The organism is Streptomyces sp. NPDC022552, assembly GCF_055561875.1.
Map to the genome: position 1 here is coordinate 187,960 of NZ_JBVHGJ010000016.1, position 25,174 is coordinate 213,133.

General features: G+C 70.0%; 24 protein-coding genes and 5 tRNA genes. 12 read left to right on the forward strand and 17 right to left on the reverse strand.

What is annotated here, in order from left to right:
• Window positions 1-81 precede the first annotated feature (81 nt).
• The 3 genes from ACZ3OF_RS31525 to leuC form a co-directional block, all read right to left on the reverse strand.
• On the reverse strand, window positions 82-309 hold the full coding sequence (locus tag ACZ3OF_RS31525; protein WP_031013922.1) for an SCO5555 family protein: 228 nt from the start codon (window positions 307-309) through the stop codon (window positions 82-84).
• Between the two features lie 104 nt (window positions 310-413).
• The gene (leuD, locus tag ACZ3OF_RS31530) at window positions 414-1,007 is read right to left on the reverse strand and encodes a 3-isopropylmalate dehydratase small subunit (protein ID WP_361681683.1); all 594 of its coding nucleotides are present in this window, start codon (window positions 1,005-1,007) and stop codon (window positions 414-416) included.
• Window positions 1,008-1,013: 6 nt separating this feature from the next.
• Window positions 1,014-2,438: a 3-isopropylmalate dehydratase large subunit gene (gene leuC, locus ACZ3OF_RS31535; RefSeq protein WP_361434522.1), complete on the reverse strand. Its 1,425-nt coding sequence runs from the start codon at window positions 2,436-2,438 to the stop codon at window positions 1,014-1,016.
• Window positions 2,439-2,578: 140 nt separating this feature from the next.
• Between leuC and ndgR the strand changes: the two genes are divergently transcribed.
• A complete protein-coding gene (gene ndgR, locus ACZ3OF_RS31540; RefSeq protein ID WP_005311436.1) occupies window positions 2,579-3,295 on the forward strand; it encodes an IclR family transcriptional regulator NdgR in 717 nt (238 codons plus the stop codon).
• 127 nt (window positions 3,296-3,422) lie between these two features.
• On the opposite strand, the gene ACZ3OF_RS31545 is transcribed toward ndgR, so the two are convergent.
• From ACZ3OF_RS31545 to ACZ3OF_RS31585, 9 genes are all read right to left on the reverse strand, one after another.
• Window positions 3,423-3,498 (reverse strand) — tRNA-Glu (locus ACZ3OF_RS31545).
• A gap of 40 nt (window positions 3,499-3,538) precedes the next feature.
• Window positions 3,539-3,610: transfer RNA gene (locus ACZ3OF_RS31550), tRNA-Gln, on the reverse strand.
• A gap of 16 nt (window positions 3,611-3,626) precedes the next feature.
• A tRNA-Glu gene (locus ACZ3OF_RS31555) sits at window positions 3,627-3,699 on the reverse strand.
• A gap of 61 nt (window positions 3,700-3,760) precedes the next feature.
• Window positions 3,761-3,833: transfer RNA gene (locus ACZ3OF_RS31560), tRNA-Glu, on the reverse strand.
• A 43-nt stretch (window positions 3,834-3,876) separates the two neighbouring features.
• Window positions 3,877-3,948 (reverse strand) — tRNA-Gln (locus ACZ3OF_RS31565).
• 94 nt (window positions 3,949-4,042) lie between these two features.
• Window positions 4,043-4,765 carry an HAD family hydrolase gene (locus ACZ3OF_RS31570; RefSeq protein WP_361681686.1) on the reverse strand — a complete coding sequence of 241 codons (723 nt, stop codon included), beginning with the start codon at window positions 4,763-4,765 and terminating at the stop codon, window positions 4,043-4,045.
• 48 nt (window positions 4,766-4,813) lie between these two features.
• On the reverse strand, window positions 4,814-6,055 hold the full coding sequence (locus ACZ3OF_RS31575) for an ABC transporter permease (RefSeq protein WP_467308180.1): 1,242 nt from the start codon (window positions 6,053-6,055) through the stop codon (window positions 4,814-4,816).
• Window positions 6,052-6,738, reverse strand: coding sequence for an ABC transporter ATP-binding protein (locus tag ACZ3OF_RS31580; protein WP_361681721.1), 687 nt, complete (start codon window positions 6,736-6,738; stop codon window positions 6,052-6,054). Before ACZ3OF_RS31580 ends, ACZ3OF_RS31575 begins: the two co-directional genes overlap by 4 nt.
• A gap of 77 nt (window positions 6,739-6,815) precedes the next feature.
• Entirely contained in the window at window positions 6,816-8,348 is a 1,533-nt protein-coding gene (locus ACZ3OF_RS31585) for a peptidoglycan-binding protein (RefSeq protein WP_361681692.1), read from the reverse strand.
• 226 nt (window positions 8,349-8,574) lie between these two features.
• Here ACZ3OF_RS31585 and ACZ3OF_RS31590 point away from each other — a divergent pair, with 226 nt between their 5' ends.
• The 3 genes from ACZ3OF_RS31590 to ACZ3OF_RS31600 are packed head-to-tail and all read left to right on the forward strand — an operon-like array spanning window position 8,575 to window position 10,276.
• Window positions 8,575-8,973: a hypothetical protein gene (locus ACZ3OF_RS31590; RefSeq protein WP_361759758.1), complete on the forward strand. Its 399-nt coding sequence runs from the start codon at window positions 8,575-8,577 to the stop codon at window positions 8,971-8,973.
• A complete protein-coding gene (locus tag ACZ3OF_RS31595; protein WP_361681695.1) occupies window positions 8,973-9,914 on the forward strand; it encodes a hypothetical protein in 942 nt (313 codons plus the stop codon). The genes ACZ3OF_RS31590 and ACZ3OF_RS31595 overlap by 1 nt, the downstream gene beginning before the upstream one ends.
• 32 nt (window positions 9,915-9,946) lie before the next feature.
• On the forward strand, window positions 9,947-10,276 hold the full coding sequence (locus ACZ3OF_RS31600) for a helix-turn-helix domain-containing protein (protein WP_361681697.1): 330 nt from the start codon (window positions 9,947-9,949) through the stop codon (window positions 10,274-10,276).
• A 79-nt stretch (window positions 10,277-10,355) separates the two neighbouring features.
• Here the strand turns inward: ACZ3OF_RS31600 and gltX are convergent, their stop codons facing one another.
• The 3 genes from gltX to ACZ3OF_RS31615 all read right to left on the reverse strand — a co-directional run bounded on the left by gltX (window position 10,356) and on the right by ACZ3OF_RS31615 (window position 12,928).
• Window positions 10,356-11,831: a glutamate--tRNA ligase gene (gene gltX, locus ACZ3OF_RS31605; RefSeq protein ID WP_361681700.1), complete on the reverse strand. Its 1,476-nt coding sequence runs from the start codon at window positions 11,829-11,831 to the stop codon at window positions 10,356-10,358.
• Window positions 11,824-12,609 (reverse strand): fumarylacetoacetate hydrolase family protein, encoded by a 786-nt coding sequence (locus ACZ3OF_RS31610; RefSeq protein ID WP_361681703.1) that lies wholly within the window; start codon window positions 12,607-12,609, stop codon window positions 11,824-11,826. The genes gltX and ACZ3OF_RS31610 overlap by 8 nt, the downstream gene beginning before the upstream one ends.
• A gap of 130 nt (window positions 12,610-12,739) precedes the next feature.
• Complete coding sequence (locus ACZ3OF_RS31615; protein WP_361681724.1) at window positions 12,740-12,928, reverse strand: hypothetical protein; 189 nt, start codon at window positions 12,926-12,928, stop codon at window positions 12,740-12,742.
• A gap of 549 nt (window positions 12,929-13,477) precedes the next feature.
• Between ACZ3OF_RS31615 and ACZ3OF_RS31620 the strand changes: the two genes are divergently transcribed.
• From ACZ3OF_RS31620 to ACZ3OF_RS31655, 8 genes are all read left to right on the forward strand, one after another.
• Window positions 13,478-17,185: a sensor histidine kinase gene (locus tag ACZ3OF_RS31620; protein WP_467308187.1), complete on the forward strand. Its 3,708-nt coding sequence runs from the start codon at window positions 13,478-13,480 to the stop codon at window positions 17,183-17,185.
• Between the two features lie 9 nt (window positions 17,186-17,194).
• The gene (locus ACZ3OF_RS31625) at window positions 17,195-17,608 is read left to right on the forward strand and encodes a roadblock/LC7 domain-containing protein (RefSeq protein WP_030325548.1); all 414 of its coding nucleotides are present in this window, start codon (window positions 17,195-17,197) and stop codon (window positions 17,606-17,608) included.
• A gap of 130 nt (window positions 17,609-17,738) precedes the next feature.
• Window positions 17,739-18,146 (forward strand): DUF742 domain-containing protein, encoded by a 408-nt coding sequence (locus ACZ3OF_RS31630; protein ID WP_260227791.1) that lies wholly within the window; start codon window positions 17,739-17,741, stop codon window positions 18,144-18,146.
• A complete protein-coding gene (locus ACZ3OF_RS31635) occupies window positions 18,127-18,720 on the forward strand; it encodes a GTP-binding protein (protein WP_361603801.1) in 594 nt (197 codons plus the stop codon). The genes ACZ3OF_RS31630 and ACZ3OF_RS31635 overlap by 20 nt, the downstream gene beginning before the upstream one ends.
• A 340-nt stretch (window positions 18,721-19,060) precedes the next feature.
• Window positions 19,061-22,282 carry a nitrate- and nitrite sensing domain-containing protein gene (locus ACZ3OF_RS31640; protein ID WP_467308190.1) on the forward strand — a complete coding sequence of 1,074 codons (3,222 nt, stop codon included), beginning with the start codon at window positions 19,061-19,063 and terminating at the stop codon, window positions 22,280-22,282.
• A 7-nt stretch (window positions 22,283-22,289) separates the two neighbouring features.
• The gene (locus ACZ3OF_RS31645; RefSeq protein ID WP_005311461.1) at window positions 22,290-22,703 is read left to right on the forward strand and encodes a roadblock/LC7 domain-containing protein; all 414 of its coding nucleotides are present in this window, start codon (window positions 22,290-22,292) and stop codon (window positions 22,701-22,703) included.
• 93 nt (window positions 22,704-22,796) lie between these two features.
• Entirely contained in the window at window positions 22,797-23,360 is a 564-nt protein-coding gene (locus ACZ3OF_RS31650; RefSeq protein ID WP_361681712.1) for a DUF742 domain-containing protein, read from the forward strand.
• Window positions 23,341-23,922: a GTP-binding protein gene (locus ACZ3OF_RS31655; RefSeq protein WP_050791473.1), complete on the forward strand. Its 582-nt coding sequence runs from the start codon at window positions 23,341-23,343 to the stop codon at window positions 23,920-23,922. The genes ACZ3OF_RS31650 and ACZ3OF_RS31655 overlap by 20 nt, the downstream gene beginning before the upstream one ends.
• Window positions 23,923-24,069: 147 nt before the next feature.
• Here ACZ3OF_RS31655 and ACZ3OF_RS31660 read toward each other — a convergent pair whose 3' ends face one another.
• Both ACZ3OF_RS31660 and ACZ3OF_RS31665 read right to left on the reverse strand, forming a co-directional pair.
• Window positions 24,070-24,282 carry an acyl-CoA carboxylase subunit epsilon gene (locus ACZ3OF_RS31660; protein WP_361681715.1) on the reverse strand — a complete coding sequence of 71 codons (213 nt, stop codon included), beginning with the start codon at window positions 24,280-24,282 and terminating at the stop codon, window positions 24,070-24,072.
• Window positions 24,283-24,296: 14 nt separating this feature from the next.
• Window positions 24,297-25,174 (reverse strand): acyl-CoA carboxylase subunit beta (locus ACZ3OF_RS31665; RefSeq protein WP_467308194.1); only part of this gene is annotated, 878 nt, incomplete at its 5' end.

The window sequence follows — 25,174 nt, forward strand, 5'->3', positions numbered from 1 at the left end:
GTATATACCGCAAATCAAACACGAAACGGGCTAATCACCCTAGTGCCGCAACGCGGAAGTGCCGTTGCGGAGTTCCTGGTGTCAGTCGTCTTCAGGGAATCGGCCCTCGTCGAGGTCCTTCATCAACCGGTCGAGACGCGTTGCCGCGTCCGCGAGATCGTGCTTCGCCGCTGCCGTGACGACCAGCAGCTTCCGGGACAGCGCCATCCTTACGCCCTCCGGGACTTGCAGTGCGCGCACTCTTGTGTGCGCTTCCTTCAATCGGGCGGCGACTGCCTCGTAGAGCTCGAGTTGGCTGTCGCGTTCCATGCACCGATTGTGCCATCTAGGGCGAGTTGTCGCCCGACAGGGTCTCAACAAGCGACTGCGCCCCCCACCGGAGGGTGGGGGGCGCAGTCATGGAAAAGCGCTGCTCAGGCCGTAATTGTACGGGGTTTGAAGGCCGGCCTGGACGCCTCGTAGGCGGCGATGTCGGCTTCGTTCTGAAGGGTGAGGCTGATGTCGTCGAGACCGTTCAGCAGACGCCAGCGGGCGTTCTCGTCGAGCTCGAAGTCGACGTCGATCCCGGCCGCCAGCACCTTGCGGCGCTCCAAGTCAACAGTGATTTCAGCCGTAGGGTCGGCCTCGGTCAGCTCCCAGAGGGCGTCCACGGTGGGCTGGTCGAGGACGACCGTCAGCAGACCGTTCTTCAGCGAGTTGCCGCGGAAGATGTCGGCGAACCGGGAGGAGATGACGGTCTTGAAGCCGTAGTTCTGCAGCGCCCAGACGGCGTGCTCACGGGAGGAGCCGGTGCCGAAGTCGGGGCCGGCCACCAGGACCGTGGCGCCCTGCCGCTCGGGACGGTTGAGCACGAACTCGGAGTCCTTGCGCCAGGCCTCGAACAGCCCGTCCTCGAACCCGTCGCGGGTGACCTTCTTCAGCCAGTGGGCGGGGATGATCTGGTCGGTGTCGACGTTGCTGCGACGCAGCGGGACGGCCCGGCCGGTGTGCGTGGTGAAAGCTTCCATGGTTCCTCAGACCCCCGCGGGCGTAGCGACGTCGGACAGATCGGCCGGGGAGGCCAGGTGGCCCAGTACGGCGGTGGCGGCGGCGACCTGGGGCGAGACCAGGTGGGTACGGCCGCCCTTGCCCTGCCGGCCCTCGAAGTTGCGGTTGGAGGTGGACGCGGAGCGCTCACCGGGCGCCAGTTGGTCGGGGTTCATGCCCAGACACATCGAGCAGCCCGCGTGCCGCCATTCGGCGCCGGACTCCTTGAAGACCTTGTCCAGGCCCTCCTCGACGGCCTGCAGGGCGACGCGCACCGAGCCGGGGACGACCAGCATCCGGACGCCGTCGGCGACCTTGCGGCCTTCCAGGAGGGCGGCGGCGTTGCGCAGGTCCTCGATGCGGCCGTTGGTGCAGGAGCCTACGAAGACGGTGTCGACCTTGATGTCCCGCAGCGGCTGTCCGGCGGTCAACCCCATGTACTCCAGGGCCTTTTCGGCGGCCAGGCGCTCCGAAGCGTCTTCGTACGAAGCCGGGTCGGGGACGTTCGCCGAAAGCGGCGCACCCTGGCCGGGGTTGGTGCCCCAGGTGACGAACGGCGCCAGGGAGGCGGCGTCGATGACGACCTCGGCGTCGAAGACCGCGTCCTCGTCGGACTCGAGGGTCTTCCAGTACGCGACGGCGGCGTCCCAGTCCTCGCCCTCGGGGGCGTGGGCGCGGCCCTTCAGATACGCGAAGGTGGTCTCGTCGGGGGCGATCATGCCCGCGCGGGCGCCGGCCTCGATCGACATGTTGCAGATGGTCATCCGGGCCTCCATCGAGAGCTTCTCGATGGCGGAGCCGCGGTACTCCAGGATGTAGCCCTGGCCGCCGCCAGTGCCGATCTTGGCGATGATCGCCAGGATCAGGTCCTTGGCCGTGACGTCCTCGGGCAGCTCGCCGTCGACCGTGATCGCCATGGTCTTGGGGCGGGCCAGGGGCAGCGTCTGGGTGGCCAGGACGTGCTCGACCTGGCTGGTGCCGATGCCGAACGCCAGCGCGCCGAATGCGCCGTGCGTGGAGGTGTGGGAGTCACCGCAGACCACGGTGGTGCCGGGCTGGGTCAGGCCCAGCTGCGGGCCCACGACGTGGACGACGCCCTGCTCGACGTCGCCCAGCGGGTGCAGCCGTACGCCGAACTCGGCGCAGTTCTTCCGCAGCGTCTCCAACTGGGCGCGCGAGACGGGGTCGGCGATGGGCTTGTCGATGTCGAGGGTCGGGGTGTTGTGGTCCTCGGTGGCGATGGTGAGGTCGAGGCGCCGCACCTGCCGGCCGTTCTGACGCAGGCCGTCGAACGCCTGGGGGCTGGTCACCTCGTGCAGCAGGTGCAGATCGATGAAGAGGAGGTCGGGCTCGCCCTCGGCGCGCCGGACGACATGGTCGTCCCAGACCTTCTCCGCGAGTGTCCTACCCATCGCTTTCCCTCCGGCCGACGTCTACGTCGGCACAACTAGAGACCCGTTTCGCGAGCCGTTGTGCGGCCGCCTCACCAGGGTCGCAAGATCCCTGGAAAATTGAACTTGCGTTTCACAGAGTGAGACGTGAATATCGTTGCATGGACAACTCTAGCGGCGTGGGTGTTCTCGACAAGGCAGCCCTTGTCCTGAGCGCCCTGGAGTCCGGTCCGGCCACCCTCGCAGGTCTGGTCGCGGCGACGGGACTCGCACGACCCACGGCACATCGCCTCGCCGTGGCACTGGAACACCACCGGATGGTGGCGCGCGACATGCAGGGCCGGTTCATCCTCGGACCGCGCCTGGCGGAGCTCGCCGCCGCGGCCGGTGAGGACCGCCTGCTCGCCACGGCGGGCCCGGTACTGACGCATCTGCGCGATGTCACCGGCGAGAGCGCCCAGCTCTACCGGCGTCAGGGCGACATGCGCATCTGCGTGGCGGCCGCCGAGCGGCTGTCCGGCCTTCGGGACACGGTCCCGGTCGGCTCGACGCTGACGATGAAGGCCGGCTCCTCGGCGCAGATCCTGATGGCCTGGGAGGAGCCCGAGCGGCTCCACCGCGGTCTTCAGGGCGCCCGCTTCACGGCGACGGCCCTCTCGGGCGTACGGCGCCGAGGGTGGGCCCAGTCGATCGGCGAGCGCGAGCCGGGCGTCGCGTCCGTCTCCGCGCCCGTGCGCGGCCCCTCGAACCGCGTGGTGGCCGCCGTGTCGGTCTCCGGGCCGATCGAGCGTCTGACGCGCCACCCGGGCCGTATGCACGCCCAGGCCGTCATCGACGCCGCCGCCCGCCTCTCCGAGGCGCTCCGCCGCAACGGCTGACGCGCTTCACGTCCTTCCTGCCGAACACCGGCCCACCGCTTCAACGCCGCAGCGGTGGGCCGGAGTTGTGCGTGGGCTGTCCTGAACGGCGAAGAAGCCCTCCCCCGAAGGGAAGGGCTTCTTCATGTGGTACCCCCGACCGGATTCGAACCGGCGCTACCGCCTTGAGAGGGCGGCGTGCTAGGCCGCTACACAACGGGGGCCTTGCGGATCAGATCCGCGGATGCAGATGAGCTCTGCGAGCTGGCCTACCAGGACTCGAACCTAGAATGACGGTACCAGAAACCGTAGTGTTGCCAATTACACCATAGGCCATGGTGGTTTAGACCAGTACCCCCGACCGGATTCGAACCGGCGCTACCGCCTTGAGAGGGCGGCGTGCTAGGCCGCTACACAACGGGGGCCCTAGCGATCCTGCATCGGGTTCACCGGGTGCGACCCAGGTGATCCCGCGGGAAGGATCTGTACCCCCGACCGGATTCGAACCGGCGCTACTGCCTTGAGAGGGCAGCGTGCTAGGCCGCTACACAACGGGGGCTTTGCGGATGAGATCCGCGTACGATGCAGATGAGCTCTGCGAGCTGGCCTACCAGGACTCGAACCTAGACTAACTGAACCAGAATCAGTCGTGCTGCCAATTACACCATAGGCCACCAAAACGCGATCCCCGTCGAGGGGGATCTTGTTCGGGTTGTGCTCCGGTGGGTTTCTGCCTTTCGGCTTGCTCCCCTCGGCGCAGGAAGAACATTACCCGAAGGTGTCCGGCGCTCCAAAACGGGTATCGCCGCGCAGCAGTGCGGGCAGCTGGTGGAGGTCGGTGATCCGGGTCAGCTCGGGCCGTCCGCCGGCGCCGAGCCGGTCCAGCCAGATGCCCCGGAGCCCGGCGCCCTCCGCTCCCAGGGCGTCGATGTCCGGCTGGTCGCCCACGTACGCCACCTCCCCCGGCGCCAGGCCGAGAGCGGCGCAGGCCGCGTGGAAGGCCTCGGCGGCCGGCTTGGCGACCCCGAGCTCCGCGGCGCACACGACGGCCTCGAAGCGGTCCCGTACGCCGAGCACGCGCAGCTTGCGGTCCTGGTTGTGGATCGAGGAGTTCGACAGGACGGCGTGACGGTAGTCACCCGCGAGCAGGTCGAGCACGGGGACGGCGTCGGGGAACAGCTCCCAGGCCGCTTCGTAGTGCGCGATGTACCGCTCGAACCAGGCGTCCGCCTCGGCGGCGACCAGACCGGGCACGGCGAGGAACTCCCGCACCCGCTCGCGCCGCTGCTCCTGGAAGTCCACGCCCCCGGCCTCGAAGCGCCTCCAGTGGACGACCGTGATCTCCTGCCAACGTCGAAGGGCCTGGTCGACGGAGTCGAATCCGTCCACCAGGCCCTCGGCGGTGAGATGGCCGCGCATGCCGGCCAGGTCGGCGCGGGAGTAGTCGAAGATCGTGTCGTCGATGTCCCAGAGGACCGCGCGGATGGGCATGCTCCGAACGTACTCCGCCGCCGGAGCCGACGCCGCCCGTTCCCCGGATCAGCGGCGCAGCGCCTCCGCGGGCTCGATCCTGGCCGCACGCCACGCGGGGTAGAGGCCCGCGACGACGCCCGTCACCAGGCCGATGGCCGGGGCGCCCGCGGCCGTCGTCGGATGGATCACCGGGGTCCAGTCGCGGACCACCGCGACCCCCACGACCGTCAGGACGCCCAGGGACGTGCCGACGAGGCCGCCCAGCGCTCCGAGCGCGCCGGACTCCGCGAGGAACTGCACGGTGATGTGACGTCCGCGCGCGCCCAGCGCCCGGCGCAGGCCGATCTCCCCCGTGCGCTCCAGGACGGCGACCAGCGTGGTGTTGGCGATGCCCACCGCGCCGATCACCAGACAGATGGACGCCAGCAGCAGGAAGAGCCGGTTCAGGTCGTCGCCGATCTCGCCCCGCAGCGCCTTGGGGTCCGGCGGCGGAACGACCTTGAAGTACTCCGGGTGGTCCGGGCGCAGCGCCGTCGCGGCCTCGTGGGCGATCTGCGAGGCGGCGCCCAGCTCGGTCGAGACCAGCATCTGCGCCCCGCCGTCCTCCGGCTGCCCCCAGACGCGTTCCGCCGTGGTGCGCGGTACGACGACCGACAGCAGCAGATCGGCCTTCCGGTCCGTCCCGGCGACGATGCCCGTGACGGTGAACGGCCTTCCGCCGATGAAGATCGCCGGGTGGGTCTCCAGGGTGGTGATGCCGAGCCGGTCGGCGACTCCCTCACCCACGACGGCCACCGGCTCCCCGCGCTCCGACGCGTAGGCGTCGTAGATCCTGCCCTCGACGAGACGGGCGCCCGCCGCGGCGAGGACTCCGGGCGACGCGGCGACGACGTCGACCCCGCCCTGGTCGCCGTCGGGGCCGGCGAGGGCGGAGGCGCGTACGGACTCGTCGGGCGCCAGCCGGACGGGCCAGAACACTCCGGCGTGTTCGACGCCGTTCAGCCGCTCGATCCGCGCGTCGGCGTCCGCCGGAAAGGCGGGTCCGGCGAACTCGTCCTGTTGGCGGGCGACGTCCACGACGGTCACCTCGGTCGCGCTGAGGGCGTTGAAGCGCGCGTCGATCTGCGACGAGGTGGTGGCCGTCAGCCCGAGGACCGCGACGAACGACCCTACGCCGAGGACCGTGCCGAGTGCGGTCAGCGCGGATCGCCCGGGACGCTGGATCATTCCGGCGAGGGACTCGGCCAGCACGTCCCGCCAGGCGAAGACGGAATGCGGGACCGTTCCCCCGCGCCGCATCCGCCTCATCGGACCTCCTCGTGCTCCGCCGTGCCCGACATGCTCAGCCGGCCGTCCCGGATCGTCACCGTGCGCTTGGCGCGCGCGGCGACCGCCGGGTCATGGGTGATGACCACGACCGTCATTCCGTCCGCGTGCAGCTTCTCCAGGAGCGCCAGCACGGCGTCGGCGTTGGCGGTGTCGAGGTTGCCGGTCGGTTCGTCGCAGAGCAGGAGGGAGGGCCGGGTCACCAGTGCGCGGGCGACGGCCACCCGCTGCCGTTCGCCGCCCGACAGCCGGGTGGGCAGGGTGTCGACGCGGTGGCCCAGGCCGACCTGCTCCAGCGCCTCGCGGGCGCGGGCGGCCCGCTCCCGGCGGGGCGCGCCGTTGTAGACCAGGGCGAGGGTGACGTTCTCCAACGCGCTGCGCTGGGGCAGCAGATGGAAGGACTGGAAGACGAATCCGATCCGCCGTCCGCGCAGCGCGGTGCGGTCGGCGTCCCGGAGCGATCCGGTGTCGATGCCGTCCAGCAGGTAGGTCCCGTCGGTGGGCGCGTCGAGCAGTCCGGCGATGTTGAGGAACGTGGACTTCCCCGAGCCCGACGGGCCGACGACGGCCACGAACTCGCCGCGCCCGACGGCCAGGTCGCAGGGTCTGAGGGCGGCCACGGGGGGCGGCCCGGGGTAGGTCAGCCCGACCTGACGGAACTCGATGACCGGTACGGAGGCCGGGGCGCCGAGGGCGAGGCCGGGCCCGTCGGCGGAGGCCGGGGCGAAGGCGGGGGCGCCCGTCACGGATCGGTCCGCTCGCGGGAGACGCCCGTGATCACCTGAGCGCCGGGGGCAAGCGCGCCGAGGTCCGCGACCGGCTCGACGGCCACGTAGCCGTCGCCGGCCGTGCCCGCGCGTATCTCCACCCTGCGCCGGTCGCCGCCGGCCTCCACCACGGTCACGGTGGCCCGGCCGTCCGCGCCGGAGCTGATCGCGGTGATCGGCACGACCAGGGCCTTGCCACCGGTCGAGGCCGCGACGACGGTGACGCGCACGTCCTGGCCGGTCAGATCGGACTTCAGCGGGGTGCCGGGGGTGATCTCCACAAGCCAGCCGGTCGCTCCCTGCCCCGTCTGCGCGCCGCCGTCCTGGGTCCCCTGCCCCTGGCCTCCGGTAGCTCCGGCCTGGACGGGGGCGTCGGAGACGGCGGTGACCTTGCCCCGCGCGGAGGCCCCGGTCACCTCGGAGTAGATCTCGGCCGCGCTGCCGGGGCGGATGAGGTCCTTCTGGTACTCGGGGACGTGCGCCTGGACGACGAGCTGCCCCGCCGAGAGCCTCATCGCGGTGCCGGTCGCCTCACCGCCGACCTTCGCAGACACCGAGTCGACGCGTGCCGGGAAGCTCTTGAGGAAGACCACCTCGGCTGCGGGCAGCATCGGTCCCGCGGCCGCCTCGGCGGTGGCGAGCTTCGTCCGCGCCGCGGCAAGGTCTTCGCGCGCCCTGCGTACGGCCTTCCGCAGGTCGCCGTCGTCGGTCGTTTCCTTGTCGGCGGAGGCCGAGGGAAACGCGGAGGGCGACGGCGAGGACGACCGGGAGCCCTTCCCCGCGCCCGCCGACGCGGTGTCCACGGCGTCCTCCAGGGCACGTTCGGCGGCGGTCACCTGCTCGCGGGCCCCCACGAGCGGATCGCCTTCGCCCTCGGGCGTCGCGGACACCGGGTCGTAACCCACGGACCGGTAGAAGGCGTTGAGCGCCGCCTTCGTACGGGCGCCGAAGCGGCCCGCCTCGTCGGGCCCCGTCGCGTGGCCACGCTCGCGCAGCGCCTGCTGCAGCTGCCGCACGTCGTCACCGGTGGTGCCGGGCCGCAGGTCGCGGTAGACGGGCAGACCGCCCTCCAGCACGAACACGGGTCGCCCGGACACCTCCATCAGGACCTGTCCGGCCCGTACGGAATCCCCCGGCCGCACCTGGATCTTGGTGACGACCGCGCGGGCCGCGCCTTCGCCGGCGGACACCTGTGGGATCACGTCGACTGCCTGGCCGGCCACCACCTCGCCACGCGTGACGACGGAGGAGGTGAGCACGCGGTGCTCCACGGGCGCGGTCAGCACGTCCGGGGCTGGTGCCGAAGCCTCGGCCGCGACCTGCGCGGGCGACTTCACGAGGAGCGCAGTGCCCAGGCCCCCGAGCGTGGCGAGTACGGCCCCCACGGCGACCGCCACCACCCAACGGCGTCGGCCCGCCACTGTGCGCGGTCCCGTTTCGGTGCCCCTCGTCTCGGGTCCGGTCAGCTGTTCCACGACCGTCGCCGAGGCATCTGTGTCCTGCGTCATCGTCGTCCTTCGTCGTATCACCGGCGTATGTGGTTCAGCCGCGACCGCCGTACGAACAACGGGGCTCCAGACGAGCAGGGGCCGAAGCCTCCGGCCCGGGCCGACACGGTAAGACGTGCAGGTCAGAGACGTCTACTGTCCTCGGGGACAGTAGACGGTCCCCTCCAGTCGTGATCCACTTCCCGGTCGCAAGATCTTCACGATCCATGGAATGAAAAGGGACGAAATGAACAACCGAATCCTGAAGGCAGCGGTCGCGGCGGTTGCCGTGGGCGGCTTCGCACTGGGCACCGCGGGTCCGGCGGCGGCGTACGACGACAAGAACGGCGTGCTGGAGAACCTCGAGCTGGGTCTCTACTACAACTCGGGCCAGGGCGGCTGTGTCTTCGACGTCGTCTCGGACAACGACTTCGCCGACGACCGCTTCGTCGGCTCCTGCAGCGGCTCGGGTCAGACCGCGAACGACAACACGGCCTCGTACCGGAACTGGGCGGGTCGCACCATGTACGTCTGGACCGACCACTACCAGGAGGGCATCCGCGGATCGCTCCCGGCCGGGTACGTGGGCAACGCCACCGGCAACTTCAACAACGAGATCTCGTCTGCCGCGATGATCATCTTCTAATGAGCCGACGTCATGTGATCGTCGTCGGCGCTGTCCTTGCCCTGGCGGGCTGTTCTGCCACGGGCTCGGACGGCGCCGATCGGCGTACCGAACCACCGCTCGGTTCCGTGCCCACGATGCTCAGGACGACGGGCGCAGCCTTCCCACTGGAGGCCTACGAGGCCACTCCCGAGCAGCAGAACACCCTCGCGTCGGCCCAGAACGTGCTCGTCGACCAGTGCATGGCCCGGCTGGGCTTCGCCTACAGGGCGCCCGAGCAGCCCCGTGTTCCGACGACCGGGGTGAACGCCCGGATCTTCGGTGTCACGGACCCGGACGCGGCCGCGCGGTACGGCTATCTGAACCCCGCGATGGCGAACGCGGAGACACCGCCCGCCCAGGGGAAGCCGCCGACCCAGGCGGAGCAGCTGGCCCTCAACGGCAAACAGGACCTGAAGCCGGCCGATCTGCCGGCCAACCTGGAGGACGCGGAGAAGGCCGGCGGAAGCGACGTCGCGTTCAACGGGCAGAAGGTGCCCGTGGGCGGCTGCTCCCGCGAGTCCTTCCTCAAGCTCTACGCCCGCAAGGCGAACGAGGTCGACATCCTCTTCGTCTTCAACCTCAAGGGTGAGGCCGAGTCGAAGGCCCGCGAGGACTCCCGGGTCCGTGCCGTCGACAAGCAGTGGTCGGCGTGCATGTCGAAGGCCGGGTACACGGTCTCCGACCCGATGAGAGCGAGCAAGGAGCTGGGTATCCGGGGAGACGAGCTCTCGGGCACCCGTGCGATCACCGCCGCCAAGGCCGACGTAGAGTGCAAGCAGCAGGTAAACCTCGTCGGAGTGCACTACGCCGCGACGAAGGCCTACCAGCAGCAGCTGATCGAGAAGCATGCGGAAACACTCGCGCTCGCAAAGGAGCAGGTGGACAGCAGGCTGAAGCTGGCCGCCACGCTGACCGGGTGACAGAGCCTGAGCCCTGTCGCCCAGGGGGAACGATGACCACCGCATGCAGACTGTGCCGTCTGCCGGAGCCGCTGCGCTCCACCATGAGGACGGCCCTGTCGCGTCTGCACACCCTCACCGACAGGGAGCACCAGATCCTCGCCCAGCTCGTCTCCCGGCCGGAGTCCGACGAGGTCTCCAGGGCGTTGGGAATCTCGGTCCGCACGGTGAAGTTCCACATCGCCAACCTGCGGCAGAAGCTCGGCGGGCTGAGCCGGTTCCAGCTGTGCCTGGTCGGTGTGTTCGATCTGATCGAGCCCTCGGACCGCGCGGAGCTCTGCTCCGCGCACGAGGAGCGGAACGCTTTCCTGCGGGTGGGGTGAGCACAGGACGCGACAGCCGACGGAACGCCGAAGGGGCGCCGGCCACATGGCCGGCGCCCCTCGTCGTACACCGGGACCGTCAGGCGGCCAGCTTGGCCAGCGCCGCGTCGATGCGGGTCAGGGTCTTCTCCTTGCCCAGGATCTCCAGGGACTCGAAGAGCGGGAGGCCGACCGTGCGGCCCGTGACCGCGACGCGGACCGGGGCCTGGGCCTTGCCGAGCTTCAGGCCGTGCTCCTCACCGGCGGCCAGGACGGCGTTCTTGAGGGACTCGGGGTCGCTCCAGTCGGCCGTCTCCAGCTTGGCGCGGGCGGTGGTCAGGAGGGCTGCGGGCTCGCCCTTCATGGCCTTGTCCCACGAGGGCTGGTCGAAGACCGGCTCGGGCAGGAAGAGGAAGTCCACGTTGGCCGTGATGTCGGAGAGGACCGTGACGCGGGTCTGGGCGTGCGGGGCGATGGCCTCCCACGCGGCGCGGTCGAAGTCCTCCGGGGCCCAGTTGGCGTGGGGGGCGCTCAGCCAGGGCTCGCAGGCCGCGGCGAAGGCCTTCACGTCCAGCATGCGGATGTGGTCGGCGTTGATCGACTCGGCCTTCTTCAGGTCGAAGCGCGCCGGGTTGGCGTTCACGTCGGTGATGTCGAACTTCTCGATCATCTGCTCGATGGTGAAGATGTCCTGGTCCGCCGAGAACGACCAGCCCAGGAGGGAGAGGTAGTTCAGGAGGCCCTCGGGGAGGAAGCCGCGCTCCCGGTAGAGGTTGAGGGAGGCCTGCGGGTCTCGCTTGGAGAGCTTCTTGTTGCCCTCGCCCATCACGTACGGCAGGTGGCCGAAGGCGGGGATCTCCTTGGCGACGCCCAGCTCGATCAGCGCCTTGTAGAGCGCGATCTGGCGCGGGGTGGAGGAGAGCAGGTCCTCGCCGCGCAGGACGTGGGTGATCTCCATCAGCGCGTCGTCGACCGGGTTGACCAGGGTGTACAGCGGGGCGCCGTTGGCGCGCACGATGCCGTAGTCCGGGACGTTGTCCGGGGTGAAGGTGAGCTCGCCGCGGACCAGGTCGGTGAAGGTGATCGGCTCGTCCGGCATCTTGAAGCGGACGATCGACTCGCGGCCCTCGGCGCGGTAGCGCTCGATGCGCTCGGCGCTCAGGTTGCGGCAGGTGCCGTCGTAGCCCGAGGGCTTGCCGGCCAGGCGGGCGGCGTCACGACGGGCCTCGAGCTCCACGGCGGTGCAGAAGCAGTGGTACGCGTGCCCGGCGTCGAGCAGCTTCTGGGCGACGTCCTTGTAGATGTCCATCCGCTGCGACTGGCGGTACGGCTCGTGCGGACCGCCGATCTCCGGGCCCTCGTCCCAGTCGAGACCGAGCCAGCGCATCGAGTCGAGCAGCTGGTTGTACGACTCCTCGGAGTCGCGCGCCGCGTCGGTGTCCTCGATACGGAAGACCATGGTGCCCTCGTTGTGCCGGGCGAAGGCCCAGTTGAAGAGGGCGGTGCGGACCAGACCCACGTGGGGGTTGCCGGTCGGCGAGGGACAGAAACGGACGCGGATGTTCGCGTTAGCCACGCTTGATCACCTTGTTGGTGAGAGTGCCGATGCCTTCGATGGTGACGGCGACCTCGTCGCCGACGTTGAGGGGGCCGACCCCGGCCGGAGTGCCGGTGAGGATGACGTCGCCCGGGAGCAGCGTCATGGCCTCGGTGATGTGGACGACCAGGTCCTCGATGGAGCGGACCATGTCGCTCGTACGACCGAGCTGGCGCTGTTCGCCGTTGACCGTGGCCTGGATGGTGAGGTCGCTCGGGTCGAGGTCCGTCTCGACCCAGGGGCCCAGCGGGCAGCTGGTGTCGAAGCCCTTGGCCCGGGCCCACTGCTTCTCGCGCGCCTGCGCGTCGCGGGCGGTGACGTCGTTGGCGCAGGTGTAGCCGAAGATGACGTCCTTGACCCGCTCGCGCGGAACCTCGCGGCACATACGGCCGATGACCACGGCCAGTTCGGCCTCGTGGTGCAGTTCGTTCGAGAAGGAGGGGTACTCGATGGCGTCGCCGGGGCCGATCACGGAGGTGGTCGGCTTGAAGAACGCGACCGGGACCTCGGGGACCTCGTTGCCGAGTTCGGCGGCGTGCTCCGCGTAGTTGCGGCCGATGGCCACGACCTTGTTGGGGAGCACGGGCGGCAGGAGCCGTACCTTGCCGAGCGGGACCTTCGTGCCGCTCAGCTCGAAGTCGGTGTACGGGATGCCCTTGATGATGTCGAGGACGAGGCCGCCGGATTCGACGGTTCCCTCGCCCTCGACGGCGCCGAAGGCGACATTGCCGTCGATGGAGAATCTGGCGATGCGCACGAGTGCTGTCGCCCCTCACTTGGTACTGGCCGGAGTCTGACGCTCCAGGCTAACGCGGCAAGGGGCGGGGCGAGTGAGACGCTGGAGCGCCTCGGAGGCGAGCCGCCCGAAAAGTGGCGCCGCCGCCGGATTACTGTGCGGGCAGCGCCGTCTCGGGGGCGTTCATGAGGACCGTGCGGCGAGGATTGGCCGTCTGGGTGGGGAGCTCGACCGTGTGCTCCAGCTGCGCGCCCCGGCCGAGCTGCTCGGCGTCCTCGAGGTGGGCGAGCGTGGTGCGGCGGGGGTTGGCCGTGGAGCGGAGCAGCATCGTCGTCTTCATCGTCATCGCGAAGGCCTCTACAGAACGGGGGGTTGTGTAAAGCGTCAGGCTAAACGCGCAATTCCCTTCGAATGCATGGGGAAGACATCGATCCATGTGTGAGTTTGCTCACCACTGCCGGGATGATTCCGGCATTACGGACGGCTTCCCAGGGTCAAGCAACCGGACATTTCCCTACTGAATGCTTCATTCCGCTCCTGATCATGTCGACTGGGACACTCGGACTCCATGACCCTTTGGGGGCAATAAATCCGATTCCTCCATGACCATCTTCTACATGGGGTGACATCCTGTTCACGGGTTGTCATGCCGCCCGGTGGCCGACACGCGGGCCTTGTTGGAGATCCGGCACTGTGCTGGAATTCCACGCACCGCCGCGGGTTTCAACCCGGCGCGCGGGGGGCGCAACGCAGCGCCGGGTGAGCGGCGGGGAAGGGGGAACTGCGCCGGTCACGACGACCACCACTGGGGCGCATTCGCGTCCCGAGACGCCGACACCGTCCGATCCGTTCACGCGGAAGGACGCCTGGTCCAGAGGTTGCGACGCTAGTGCAGGGACGATTCAAGAGGGATGGCAGCAACGCTGCCGCGGAGCAGGAGCCTCGCGCCGGGACCGACCGCGGTTCCTCGGCCCAGCACGCCCAGAACCCCGGTCAGGGTGCGGCAGGCGGTGACGGCTCGACGGCCTCCGCCTCCGAGTCGACCGCTCCGGCCGGCAAGAAGCCCAGGGCGGAGAACGAGGTCGGGCCTCGAATAGCCCTGCGCAACTGGCGCATCTCGACGCGTCTGGTCGCCCTGCTGACCCTCCCCGTGGTCGCGGCCACCAGCCTCGGCGGCATCCGTATCAGCGAGTCGCTCCAGGACATGGAGCAGCTCGACCACATGCAGCTGCTGACCAAGCTGACCGAAGAGGCGACGGACCTCGCCAAGGCCCTCCAGGCCGAGCGCGACCTCTCCGCCGGTCCACTGGCCAACGGCAAGTCGGCCAACGACTACCAGATCGCCAACCCGCGGAAGAACACCGACCGGGCCCAGAAGGCGTTCATGGACGCCACCTCGGAGATCCCGGCCACCGAGGGCGACGAGGCGCTGCAGAGCATCCGCCAGAACGTCAGCCAGATCGCGTCCCAGGTCGTCCAGATCGGTGGCATCCGCCAGGAGGCGTACAAGGACGGCGTCGCCCGCTCGGTGACGGTCGAGGCGTACAGCCGGCTCATCCGCTCGCTGCTCAGCCTCTCCCAGGACATGGCGCAGGCGACCAGCAACCCCGAGATGATCAAGCGGACCCGGGCCCTCGCGGCCTTCTCGTCCGCCAAGGAGTACGCCTCGGTCCAGCAGGCGATCATCGCCTCCGCGCTCCCGGCGAACGACAGCCGGACCGGCAAGCTGGAGCCCGGTGACCGTCTCTACGGCTACGCCGCCCAGCAGGGCGAGAAGGTGGAACTCAAGCAGTTCCAGACCATCTTCGAGTCGGCCGGCGGCGACGCCGACGCGCTGACCAGCTCGCTGAGCACCGGCAACCCGTCCATCGACGCCGCCGACAAGTACGCGGACCGCGTGCTGAGCAACGACTCCGGACTGGCCGGCCGCGCCCCGCGCGGTTACCTCAACTTCACGGACGAGTACGGCACCAAGATCCAGGCCATGAACAAGATCGAGGCCGACCTCCTCGACAAGATGGAGACCAAGGCCCGTGAGCTGCGCGCGGAGTCGCAGCGCGAAGCGATCATCAACGGTGCCCTGATCCTCCTCGTCCTCGGTGTCTCCCTCGTCGGCGCCTTCGTCGTGGCCCGGTCCATGATCCGGTCGCTGCGGCGACTCCAGGACACCGCCACGAAGGTCGCCCAGGACCGGCTGCCCGAGCTCGTCAAGCAGCTCTCCGAGGCCGACCCGCAGGACGTCGACACCTCCGTCGAGTCCGTCGGTGTGCACTCCCGGGACGAGATCGGCCAGGTGGCCGCGGCCTTCGACGACGTGCACCGCGAGGCGGTCCGCCTCGCCGCCGAGCAGGCCCTCCTCCGGGGCAACGTCAACGCGATGTTCACCAACCTCTCGCGCCGCTCCCAGGGTCTTATCCAGCGTCAGCTCTCGCTCATCTCCGAGCTGGAGTCCCGCGAGGCCGACCCGGACCAGCTCTCCTCGCTCTTCAAGCTCGACCACCTCGCCACCCGCATGCGCCGTAACGGTGAGAACCTCCTCGTCCTCGCGGGTGAGGAGCCGGGCCGCCGGTGGACCCGCCCGGTCCCGCTCGTCGACGTGCTCCGTGCCGCCGCCTCCGAGGTGGAGCAGTACGAGCGCATCGAACTGGCCGCCGTCCCCGCGACCGAGGTCGCCGGCCGCGTCGTCAACGACCTCGTGCACCTCCTCGCCGAGCTGCTGGAGAACGCCACCTCGTTCTCCTCGCCGCAGACGAAGGTCCGCGTCACCGGTCACGCGCTGCCCGACGGCCGGGTGCTCGTCGAGATCCACGACACCGGCATCGGCCTCTCCCCCGAGGACCTCGCCGCGATCAACGAGCGGCTGGCCTCGCCGCCGACCGTGGACGTCTCCGTCTCCCGCCGCATGGGTCTGTTCGTGGTCGGCCGCCTGTCCCTGCGACACGGCATCCGGATCCAGCTGCGCCCGTCGGACTCCGGCGGCACCACCGCGCTCGTCATGCTCCCGGTCGACGTCGCCCACGGCGGCAAGAAGCCGGCTCCCAAGCCGGGCGCCGGCGGCCAGGGCGCGATGCCGCAGGGTTCGTCCGCTCCCGGTGGCCGTCTCGCCGGCGGCCCCGGCGCGGCCGGCGCTCCCGGTACGGGTGCCCGCCCGGGCCTCGGTGGGCCGCCGTCGGCGTCGTCCGCCGGCCGGATCGGTGCCGGTGCTGCCCCCGCCCGTGGTCAGGTCGGTGCCGGAAGCGGTCCGCGGGCCGCGCTGCCGGGCCGCGACGGCGCGCCGCGCCAGAACGGCCCGCAGGGCCAGGCACCTCAGCAGCAGTCGCAGCAGCAGGGCGGCCAGCCGACGGCGCAGATGCCGCAGGTCTCCGCGGAGCCCCAGCGGCCGGGCCTCGGCGCCGGTGGCTTCGGCGGCGCGCAGAGCGCCATCCCGTCCCGTACAGACGTCTGGGGCGGACAGCCCAACCAGGGCCAGGGCAACCAGAGCCAGGGTCAGGGCCAGCAGCAGGGCCAGGGTCAGCAGCCGCAGCAGGGTCAGGGCAACCAGGCCCCGCAGGGCGGCCGCCCCGGCCAGGGCGGTTTCCCGCGCGCCGAGCTGCCGGGGGGCAACCCGCAGCAGCAGCGCCCGCAGTCCACGAGCTGGGGCAACGACCAGGCCCAGCCGGTCCGCCGCCAGCAGCAGGACATGTCGCCGCTGGACGCCCCGCGCGGTCACGAGGAGCCGGAGAACACGGGCCAGTACGCCCGTCCGTCGGCGCCTCAGGGACCGGGCTCCACGGGTCAGTTCCCGCGCCCCGACCTCGGCCGGCAGCAGCAGGCCCCGCAGGGCTACCAGCCCGGACCGCAGGACCCGGCGTCCACCGCCCAGTTCCCGCGCCCGGACTTCGGTCAGCAGCAGGCGCCCCAGCAGCAGGCTCCGCAGGGCTACCAGCAGCAGGCCCCGCAGGCTCCGGCTCCGCGCCAGCGCGGCGGCGGCGGCGACTACGGTGCGCCCCGCCCGGCCGGGAACCTGCCCCAGCAGCCCCAGCAGCCTCAGCTTCAGCAGCCCCGTCAGCCCGAGGCCCTGCCTCCGGCCGGCAGCTCCGCCGACGCTCGTACCCCGCTGTACGACACGCTGGAGACGAACTGGTTCCACCAGAGCCAGGGCGGCCAGCAGCAGGGCGGCCAGGACCAGCAGCACACCAACGGCATGGGCCAGGACGCCCGGCAGGCGCCGCAGGCGCCGCAGGGCCCGTCCGCTCCCCCGGCCCAGCGGCGCCCCGCCGCTCCGGCCGGCGGCAACGGCGGTCAGCAGCAGGGCGGTCCCGCCTCCTGGCGGACCTCGCCCAACGACGAGCTGGTGCGCCAGGCGGAGCGGGTCCGCAAGCCCGCGGCCGGTGGCATCACCACCTCCGGGCTGCCGAAGCGCGTGCCGCGCGCCAACCTCGTACCCGGGACCGCGCAGGAGCAGGCCAACACGGCCGGCCCGCAGGTCTCGCGTGCACCCGATGACGTCCGTGGCCGGCTCACCAATCTGCGCCGCGGCATCCAGCAGGGCCGCCAGGCGGGAAACTCCACAACCGGTAGTTTCCACGTCGGCCCCACCCACCAGCAGGAGCACTAGTTGAGCGCGATGAGCCAGGCTGCGCAGAATCTGAACTGGTTGATCACCAACTTCGTGGACAACACCCCCGGGGTGTCCCACACGGTGGTGGTCTCCGCCGACGGTCTGCTCCTTGCGATGTCGGAAGGATTCCCCCGTGACCGCGCCGATCAGCTGGCGGCGGTCGCGTCGGGACTGACCTCGCTGACCGCGGGAGCGTCCCGGATCTTCGAGGGCGGCCCCGTCGCCCAGACGGTCGTGGAGATGGAGCGCGGCTTCCTCTTCCTGATGTCCGTCTCCGACGGTTCCTCGCTGGCCGTACTGGCGCACCCGGAGTGCGACATCGGCCTCGTGGGCTACGAGATGACGCTCCTGGTCGACCGGGCCGGCAGTGTCCTCACCCCGGACCTCCGTGCCGAGCTCCAGGGGAGCCTGCTGCACTAGACACGTATCGACAGGGCGGCACGCCCCTCCGTGCCGCCCTGGGCTTCAAGAAACCGTCCGGCCGCCCCACCCGGCCCCCCACCGGCCCCATCGAACGGCATGACCTCGTGCCGTCACGCCCGGAGGATTCATGACCCCGCCCCCCGCCTCTCACGATCCGTACGGCGGCTCTCTCGACGAGTCGTACGGACATGAGGGCGACCAGCCGCTGGTCCGGCCCTATGCGATGACCGGCGGCCGGACCCGGCCGCGGTACCAACTCGCCATAGAGGCCCTGGTCAGCACCACGGCCGACCCGGCGCACCTCGCCACCCTGCTCCCCGAGCACCAGCGGATCTGCCACCTCTGCCGTGAGGTCAAGTCGGTGGCGGAGGTCTCGGCGCTTCTGTCGATGCCGCTCGGTGTGGCCCGGATCCTCGTCGCCGACCTGGCGGAGGCGGGCATGGTGGCCATCCACCAGCCGGGCAACGGAGAGGCCGGCGGCACGCCGGACGTGACACTGCTCGAAAGGGTGCTCAGTGGACTTCGGAAGATCTAGCGGCGGCCCCGGTCCTCAGGCCGCCCGGTCGACCACCAGCGCGAAGATCGTGGTGGCGGGCGGCTTCGGCGTCGGCAAGACCACGTTCGTCGGCGCCGTCTCGGAGATCAACCCGCTGCGTACCGAGGCCGTGATGACCTCGGCCTCGGCCGGTATCGACGACCTGACGCACACCGGCGACAAGACCACCACCACGGTGGCGATGGACTTCGGACGTATCACCCTGGACCAGGACCTGATCCTGTACCTCTTCGGTACGCCCGGTCAGGACCGCTTCTGGTTCATGTGGGACGACCTGGTCCGCGGCGCCATCGGCGCCGTCGTGCTCGTGGACACCCGCCGTCTCGCCGACTGCTTCCCCGCGGTCGACTACTTCGAGAACAGCGGTCTGCCGTTCGTCGTCGCCCTGAACGGGTTCGAGGGGCATCAGCCGTATACGCCGGAGGAGGTCCGCGAGGCCCTCCAGATCGGCCCCGGCACCCCGATCATCACCACCGACGCCCGCCATCGTGCCGACGCCAAGAGCGCGTTGATCACGCTGGTGGAGCACGCATTGATGGCACGACTCAAGTAGGAGAACGCGTACGGAAGTTGTCGTACGTCATTTGAGGGGGCGGCCTGTGTCCTTTGCCACGGTCCGCCCCCGGGTTCATAACGTTTCGACAGAGAATTGCACCGCGACGGACACCCGACGCATCCGATCGGTACCGCTGCGCTCACATGAGCCCCGCCTTTTGGCGGGGCTCGTTCTTTATGCCCGTTTTATCTGGGGGTTGGAGCGACGAAAACCGAAGCTCAGCACTGTTTGGAGGGGACCCCCTTCACGTGCTGCAATTCATGAACTCCCGAGTAGTACGGCCCTGAACGAAACACCGGCACAACGTAGGTGCCGACGCCGAGAGGTTGTTGGTCGAGTGAGGCGAAGCAAGGAAAGCTCCGCGGAGCAGCAGGCGCGAGGCAACTTCACGCCGCCGGCGCGCATGGTGGCGCCGCCCGCGGAGGTGCCCGCGACGCCTGCTGCCGTCGGTAGCAAGGGGAGCTCCAGCAAGCTGTCCCCCCGTAACTGGCGGGTACCGACCAGGCTGAACGCGATCCTGCTCATACCCGTGCTGGTCGGCCTCGTCATGGGCGGCTTCCAGGTGAACGGGGCGATCAACACCTGGCAGGAGGCGCAGAACGCCGAGAAGACGGCGCTCATCGTGCGCGCCGCCTCGGAGTACAGCCAGGCGCTGCTCAACGAGCGCGACCTGACCGCCGCTCCCCTGCTGACCGCGAAGTCCGCCGAGGACCGCAAGAGCGACGAGGTGGCCCAGGCGTACGCCGCCACCGACGCCGCCAAGGTCAAGTTCGACGAGGCCATCAAGGACATGCCGGAGGGCGAGGGCCTCGAGCGCCGCCTGAAGCTGTTCCAGGACGAGATACCCAAGCTCGAGAAGCTCCGCCAGGCCGCGTACACGCGGGCCCTGGACCCCGTGAACACCCAGCTCGGGTACACCGGCGTCCAGCACTACCTGATGGAGTTCTCCAACGAGCTCGGTCTCGGAACGACCAACGTCACCTCCTATGGCCGCACGCTCTACGCCGTCCAGCTCGCCAAGGGCGCCGCGTCGCTGCAGCGCTCGATCGGCACCCAGCTCCTCGTCCGCCCCAGCCAGAAGGGCGACGTCTTCGCCCAGCAGTCGGTGGCGTTCAACTCGTACAACTACCTGGAGCAGATCGCCCTCGGCGAGTACAACTCCGGCGGTACGCAGGCGGACGTGGACCGGCTGAAGGAGGTCATGGCGGGCAAGGCCGCCGAGGGCGCCAAGAAGATGGAGGCGGCCGGAATCACGCTGCCCAAGGGCCCCGACGGCTCCGTCTTCACCGGGATGGCCAAGGAGATCGGCTCCGCCAAGGACGCCGACGCGATCGAGGACCTCCAGAAGAAGGGCATCACGCCCGAGACCTGGATGGCCGTGGCCACCGGCAAGTTCGACGGCTACACCGAGGTCGAGAAGGAGCTCGTCGACAAGGCCGTGACCGAGGCGGCCGACATCTCCTCGGACGCCCAGACCGACGCCTACGTCACCGGTGGCATCACCGTCATCGCGCTGCTCGCCGCCTTCATCATCGCCGGGATGATGGCCCGCCAGATGAGCCGCTCGATGCGCGAGCTGCGCACCGCCGCCTTCGCCGTCGCCGAGCAGCGCCTGCCGATGCTCGTCGACCAGCTCTCCCGGACCGAGCCGGGCCGCGTGGACACCCGTGTCCAGCCGATCCCGATCGACACCCAGGACGAGATCGGCGAGATCGCCCGCGCCTTCGACCAGGTCCACCGCGAGGCCGTCCGGCTCGCCGCCGAGCAGGCCATGCTGCGGGGCAACGTCAACGCGATCTTCACCAACCTCTCGCGCCGCAACCAGTCGCTGATCGAGGGCCAGCTGACCCTCATCACCGACCTGGAGAACAACGAGGCCGACCCGGACCAGCTGGAGAACCTCTTCAAGCTGGACCACCTGGCGACCCGTATGCGCCGCAACGGCGAGAACCTCCTCGTCCTCGCCGGCGAGGAGCCGGGCCGCCGCTGGGACCAGCCGGTGCCGCTGGTCGACGTCATGCGCGCCGCCTCCTCCGAGGTGGAGCAGTACGAGCGCATCGAGCTCGCCGGTGTCCCGGAGGCCGAGATCCACGGTCAGGCCGTGACCGACCTCGTGCACCTGCTCGCCGAGCTCCTGGAGAACGCCACCACGTTCTCCTCCCCGCAGACCAAGGTCCGCGTCACCGCGACCCGACTGCCCGACGGCCGCGTGATGGTCGAGATCCACGACAAGGGCATCGGCCTCACCGCCGAGGACTTCGCGGACATCAACCACAAGCTGGCCAACCCGCCGACCGTGGACGCCGCCGTCTCGCAGCGCATGGGCCTGTTCGTGGTCGGCCGGCTGGCCGACCGGCACGGCGTCCGCGTCCAGCTCCGCCCCTCGGGCGAGCAGGCCGGTACGACCTCGCTGGTCATGCTGCCCGACGCGATCACCCACGGTGGTGGTGGCGAGCAGCTCCCCGAGAACGACTTCACGGTCTCGCAGATCATCCCGCAACAGCAGCAGCACGCCTTCGAGCCCGCGCAGCCGCAGATGCGGACGGCGGCGGAGCTCGGCTTCGACGACTCCCGCTACGAGCAGCCGGCGGACGACCGCCAGCTCGACCCGGTGAACCGTTCGCTGATGCGCGAGGAGCGCAGGGCGGCCCTGGAGTCGCAGGCCCAGGGCGGCGAGCGTCCGCTGTTCCGCGACGAGATCGACGCCTCGCAGCAGGGCTACGTGCAGCACGAGCGCGAGCAGGAGTACGCGCAGGAGCAGCAGTACGGGCAGCAGGAGTACGCCGAGTACGGGCAGCAGCAGGCCGGTCAGCACGACGGCTACGCCTACCCGGAGCAGAGCTACGACGGCTATGCGCAGCCCACGGGCGGCTACCCCGAGCAGTCCTATGCGGAATCCGGCTACCCGGCCCAGGACAACGGCCAGGTCGCGTACGACAACTCCTACGATCCCCAGGCACAGCAGGGCGAGTGGCAGGATCAGGGCGCGTACCAGGGCGGCTACGAGCAGCCGTACGGAACGGAATCGGAATCTGCCCCCAGCGCTCCCGAAGCGGCTCCTGAGCGCGTAGGCTTCGACCGTCCGGGTGCGACTCCGAACCCCACCCCGGACGCCGGCCACGCGATGACCGACGCCGGTCTGCCGCGTCGTGGCAGCAGCGCTCCGCTGGCCTCGCAGCCCGCGCAGCAGCCCCTGCCGACGCGGACGGCCCAGCAGCCGGTCCAGCAGGCGGTTCCGGCGCAGCAGAACCAGGCCGAAGGCACCGAAGAGTGGCGCTCGACCAACGACGAGCGCTGGCAGCGGGCCGAGAAGCTCCGCGACCCGAAGGCGGGCGGGGTCACCTCCTCCGGTCTTCCGAAGCGGGTCCCCAAGGCCAATCTGGTCGAGGGCACGGCGGAGCAGACCCCTCAGGGCGGCCCCCAGGTCTCCCGCGCTCCTGAGGACGTGCGGGGCAGGTTGAGCAACCTGCGCCGCGGTGTCCAGCAGGGACGGACCGCGGGAACGGACACGAACGGATCGGGCCTCGGCCCGGGCAGTACCTACAACCAGGAGCGTTAGTGTGAGCATGAGCCAGGCGGCGCAGAATCTGAACTGGTTGATCACCAACTTCGTGGACAACACCCCCGGGGTGTCCCACACGGTGGTGGTCTCCGCCGACGGACTCCTGCTGGCGATGTCCGAGGGGTTCCCCCGGGACCGAGCCGACCAGCTGGCGGCCGTCGCCTCCGGACTGACCTCGCTGACCGCGGGCGCGTCCCGGATCTTCGAGGGCGGTGCGGTCAACCAGACCGTCGTGGAGATGGAGCGCGGCTTCCTCTTCATCATGTCGATCTCGGACGGCTCCTCGCTGGCCGTACTCGCGCACCCCGAGGCCGACATCGGTCTCGTGGGCTATGAGATGGCTCTGCTCGTCGACCGTGCGGGCAGTGTCCTGACGCCTGACCTCCGGGCGGAACTTCAGGGAAGTCTTCTCAACTAACAGACAGACAGTGCGTTTCACGCCACCGCACCGTAAGGTGCGGTGGCGCGGCTCCACAGGGACATGGACCGCGAGGCAGTCGGAGGAGGAGACGTGGGGACACCCCCGGGCGGACACCCGTACAACGGTTTTGACGCGCACGCACAGGGAGAAGCCGCGCAGAACCGGTTCAACTTCCCCTCTGCCCCGAGCAGACAGGGCGCACAGCAGCCCTATCAGACCCCGCAGGCGCCGTCGGCGCCCGTGGGCGGCCCCGCCGCCCAGCGGAGCGCGGGTGCGGGCGGTCCGCGTGGTGCGGGAAGGCAGGGCGGGAGCAACAACCCGCTCGTGCGCCCGTACGCCATGACCGGCGGCCGGACCCGGCCGCGTTACCAGCTCGCCATCGAGGCGCTGGTCAGTACGACGGCCGATCCGTCACGGCTGCAGGGGCAGTTGCCCGAGCACCAGCGGATCTGCCAGCTGTGCTTCGAGATCAAGTCGGTGGCCGAGATCTCGGCACTACTCTCCATTCCTCTCGGCGTTGCCCGGATTCTCGTCGCCGACCTGGCCGAGGCCGGACTTGTCGCCATCCACCAGCCCGGCGGCGACGAGGCCGCCGGCGGTCAGCCAGACGTGACACTGCTCGAAAGGGTGCTCAGTGGACTTCGCAAGCTCTAGCGGCGGCGCGGCCCGTTCAACCACCAGCGCGAAGATCGTGGTGGCGGGTGGCTTCGGCGTGGGCAAGACCACGTTCGTCGGCGCCGTCTCGGAGATCAACCCGCTGCGTACCGAGGCCGTCATGACGTCTGCGTCCGCGGGCATCGACGACCTCACGCACACCGGCGACAAGACGACGACGACTGTCGCGATGGACTTCGGACGTATCACCCTGGACCAGGACCTGATCCTGTACCTCTTCGGTACGCCCGGTCAGGACCGCTTCTGGTTCATGTGGGACGACCTGGTCCGCGGCGCCATCGGCGCCGTCGTGCTCGTGGACACCCGCCGTCTCGCCGACTGCTTCCCCGCGGTCGACTACTTCGAGAACAGCGGCCTGCCGTTCGTCATCGCCCTGAACGGGTTCGACGGTCACCAGCCGTACAACCCGGAGGAGGTCCGCGAGGCCCTCCAGATCGGCCCGGACACGCCGATCATCACGACGGACGCCCGCCACCGCGCGGACGCCAAGAGCGCGCTCATCACCCTGGTCGAGCACGCTCTGATGGCCCGCCTGCGGTAGGTCTCCGCCGCACTGCCCGTACGAGAGGGCCCGCCCGCACCGATCCGGTGCGGGCGGGCCCTTTTCGCTGTACGGGGAGAACCTCGGGGCACGCATGCCGAAGGCCCCCGCTCCGTGTCGGAGCGGGGGCCTTCGGTGCGGCTGGGGTCAGCCCTGCCAGGAGTGGGAGGGGCGGAAGCCCGACTGGCGCTCCAGGCGGCGCCAGCCGGCCGTGGAGCGGCCGTGGTGGGGGGTCGAGGCGTCGTCGGCGGGCTGGGCCGCCGCGCGGGCCAGGAGGACCGCGGTGATGGCGGCCAGCTCCTCGGGGTCGGCGTGGCCCTTCTCGACTCGGAGAAGGTTGGCTGTGGCAGGCGTGGTCACGTCTGTGGCTCCTCTTACTGAGGCGGGTTGCCGTGCTTGCGGGACGGCAGGTCGGCGTGCTTGGTGCGGAGCATGGCGAGGGACCTGATGAGGACCTCCCGCGTCTCCGCGGGGTCGATCACGTCGTCGACCAGACCGCGCTCCGCGGCGTAGTACGGGTGCATCAGCTCGGCCTTGTACTCCTTGACCATGCGCGCCCGCATGGCCTCCGAGTCCTCGGCCTCCGCGATCTGCTTGCGGAAGATGACGTTGGCGGCGCCTTCGGCGCCCATCACCGCGATCTCGTTCGTGGGCCAGGCGTACGTCAGGTCGGCGCCGATGGACTGGGAGTCCATGACGATGTACGCGCCGCCGTACGCCTTGCGCAGGATCAGGCTGATCCGGGGCACGGTCGCGTTGCAGTACGCGTACAGCAGCTTCGCGCCGTGCCGGATGATTCCACCGTGCTCCTGGTCAACGCCGGGGAGGAAGCCGGGTACGTCCAAAAGGGTGATGATGGGGATATTGAAAGCATCGCACATCTGGACGAAACGGGCGGCCTTCTCGCTCGCCTCGATGTCCAGCACGCCCGCAAGCGACTGCGGCTGGTTGGCGACGATGCCCACGACCTGACCGTCCAGGCGGGCCAGCGCGCAGATGATGTTGCGGGCCCAACGCTCGTGGATCTCCAGGTAGTCGCCGTCGTCGACGAGCTCCTCGATCACCTTGTGCATGTCGTACGGACGGTTGCCGTCCGCCGGCACCAGGTCGAGCAGGACGTCCGAGCGGCGGTCCGCCGGGTCCTCGGAGGCCGTGGTCGGCGGGTTCTCGCGGTTGTTCTGCGGCAGCATCGACAGGAGGTAGCGCACCTCGCCGATGCAGGTCTCCTCGTCGTCGTACGCGAAGTGCGCCA

Bases quoted from the DNA above. Each gene is read 5' to 3' on its own strand.
- ACZ3OF_RS31525 (WP_031013922.1), bottom strand. From the start codon at position 309: ATGGAACGCGACAGCCAACTCGAGCTCTACGAGGCAGTCGCCGCCCGA.
- leuD (WP_361681683.1), bottom strand. From the start codon at position 1,007: ATGGAAGCTTTCACCACGCACACCGGCCGGGCCGTCCCGCTGCGTCGC.
- leuC (WP_361434522.1), bottom strand. From the start codon at position 2,438: ATGGGTAGGACACTCGCGGAGAAGGTCTGGGACGACCATGTCGTCCGG.
- ndgR (WP_005311436.1), top strand. From the start codon at position 2,579: ATGGACAACTCTAGCGGCGTGGGTGTTCTCGACAAGGCAGCCCTTGTC.
- ACZ3OF_RS31570 (WP_361681686.1), bottom strand. From the start codon at position 4,765: ATGCCCATCCGCGCGGTCCTCTGGGACATCGACGACACGATCTTCGAC.
- ACZ3OF_RS31575 (WP_467308180.1), bottom strand. From the start codon at position 6,055: ATGAGGCGGATGCGGCGCGGGGGAACGGTCCCGCATTCCGTCTTCGCC.
- ACZ3OF_RS31585 (WP_361681692.1), bottom strand. From the start codon at position 8,348: ATGACGCAGGACACAGATGCCTCGGCGACGGTCGTGGAACAGCTGACC.
- ACZ3OF_RS31590 (WP_361759758.1), top strand. From the start codon at position 8,575: ATGAACAACCGAATCCTGAAGGCAGCGGTCGCGGCGGTTGCCGTGGGC.
- ACZ3OF_RS31595 (WP_361681695.1), top strand. From the start codon at position 8,973: ATGAGCCGACGTCATGTGATCGTCGTCGGCGCTGTCCTTGCCCTGGCG.
- ACZ3OF_RS31600 (WP_361681697.1), top strand. From the start codon at position 9,947: ATGACCACCGCATGCAGACTGTGCCGTCTGCCGGAGCCGCTGCGCTCC.
- ACZ3OF_RS31615 (WP_361681724.1), bottom strand. From the start codon at position 12,928: ATGAAGACGACGATGCTGCTCCGCTCCACGGCCAACCCCCGCCGCACC.
- ACZ3OF_RS31625 (WP_030325548.1), top strand. From the start codon at position 17,195: ATGAGCCAGGCTGCGCAGAATCTGAACTGGTTGATCACCAACTTCGTG.
- ACZ3OF_RS31630 (WP_260227791.1), top strand. From the start codon at position 17,739: ATGACCCCGCCCCCCGCCTCTCACGATCCGTACGGCGGCTCTCTCGAC.
- ACZ3OF_RS31645 (WP_005311461.1), top strand. From the start codon at position 22,290: ATGAGCCAGGCGGCGCAGAATCTGAACTGGTTGATCACCAACTTCGTG.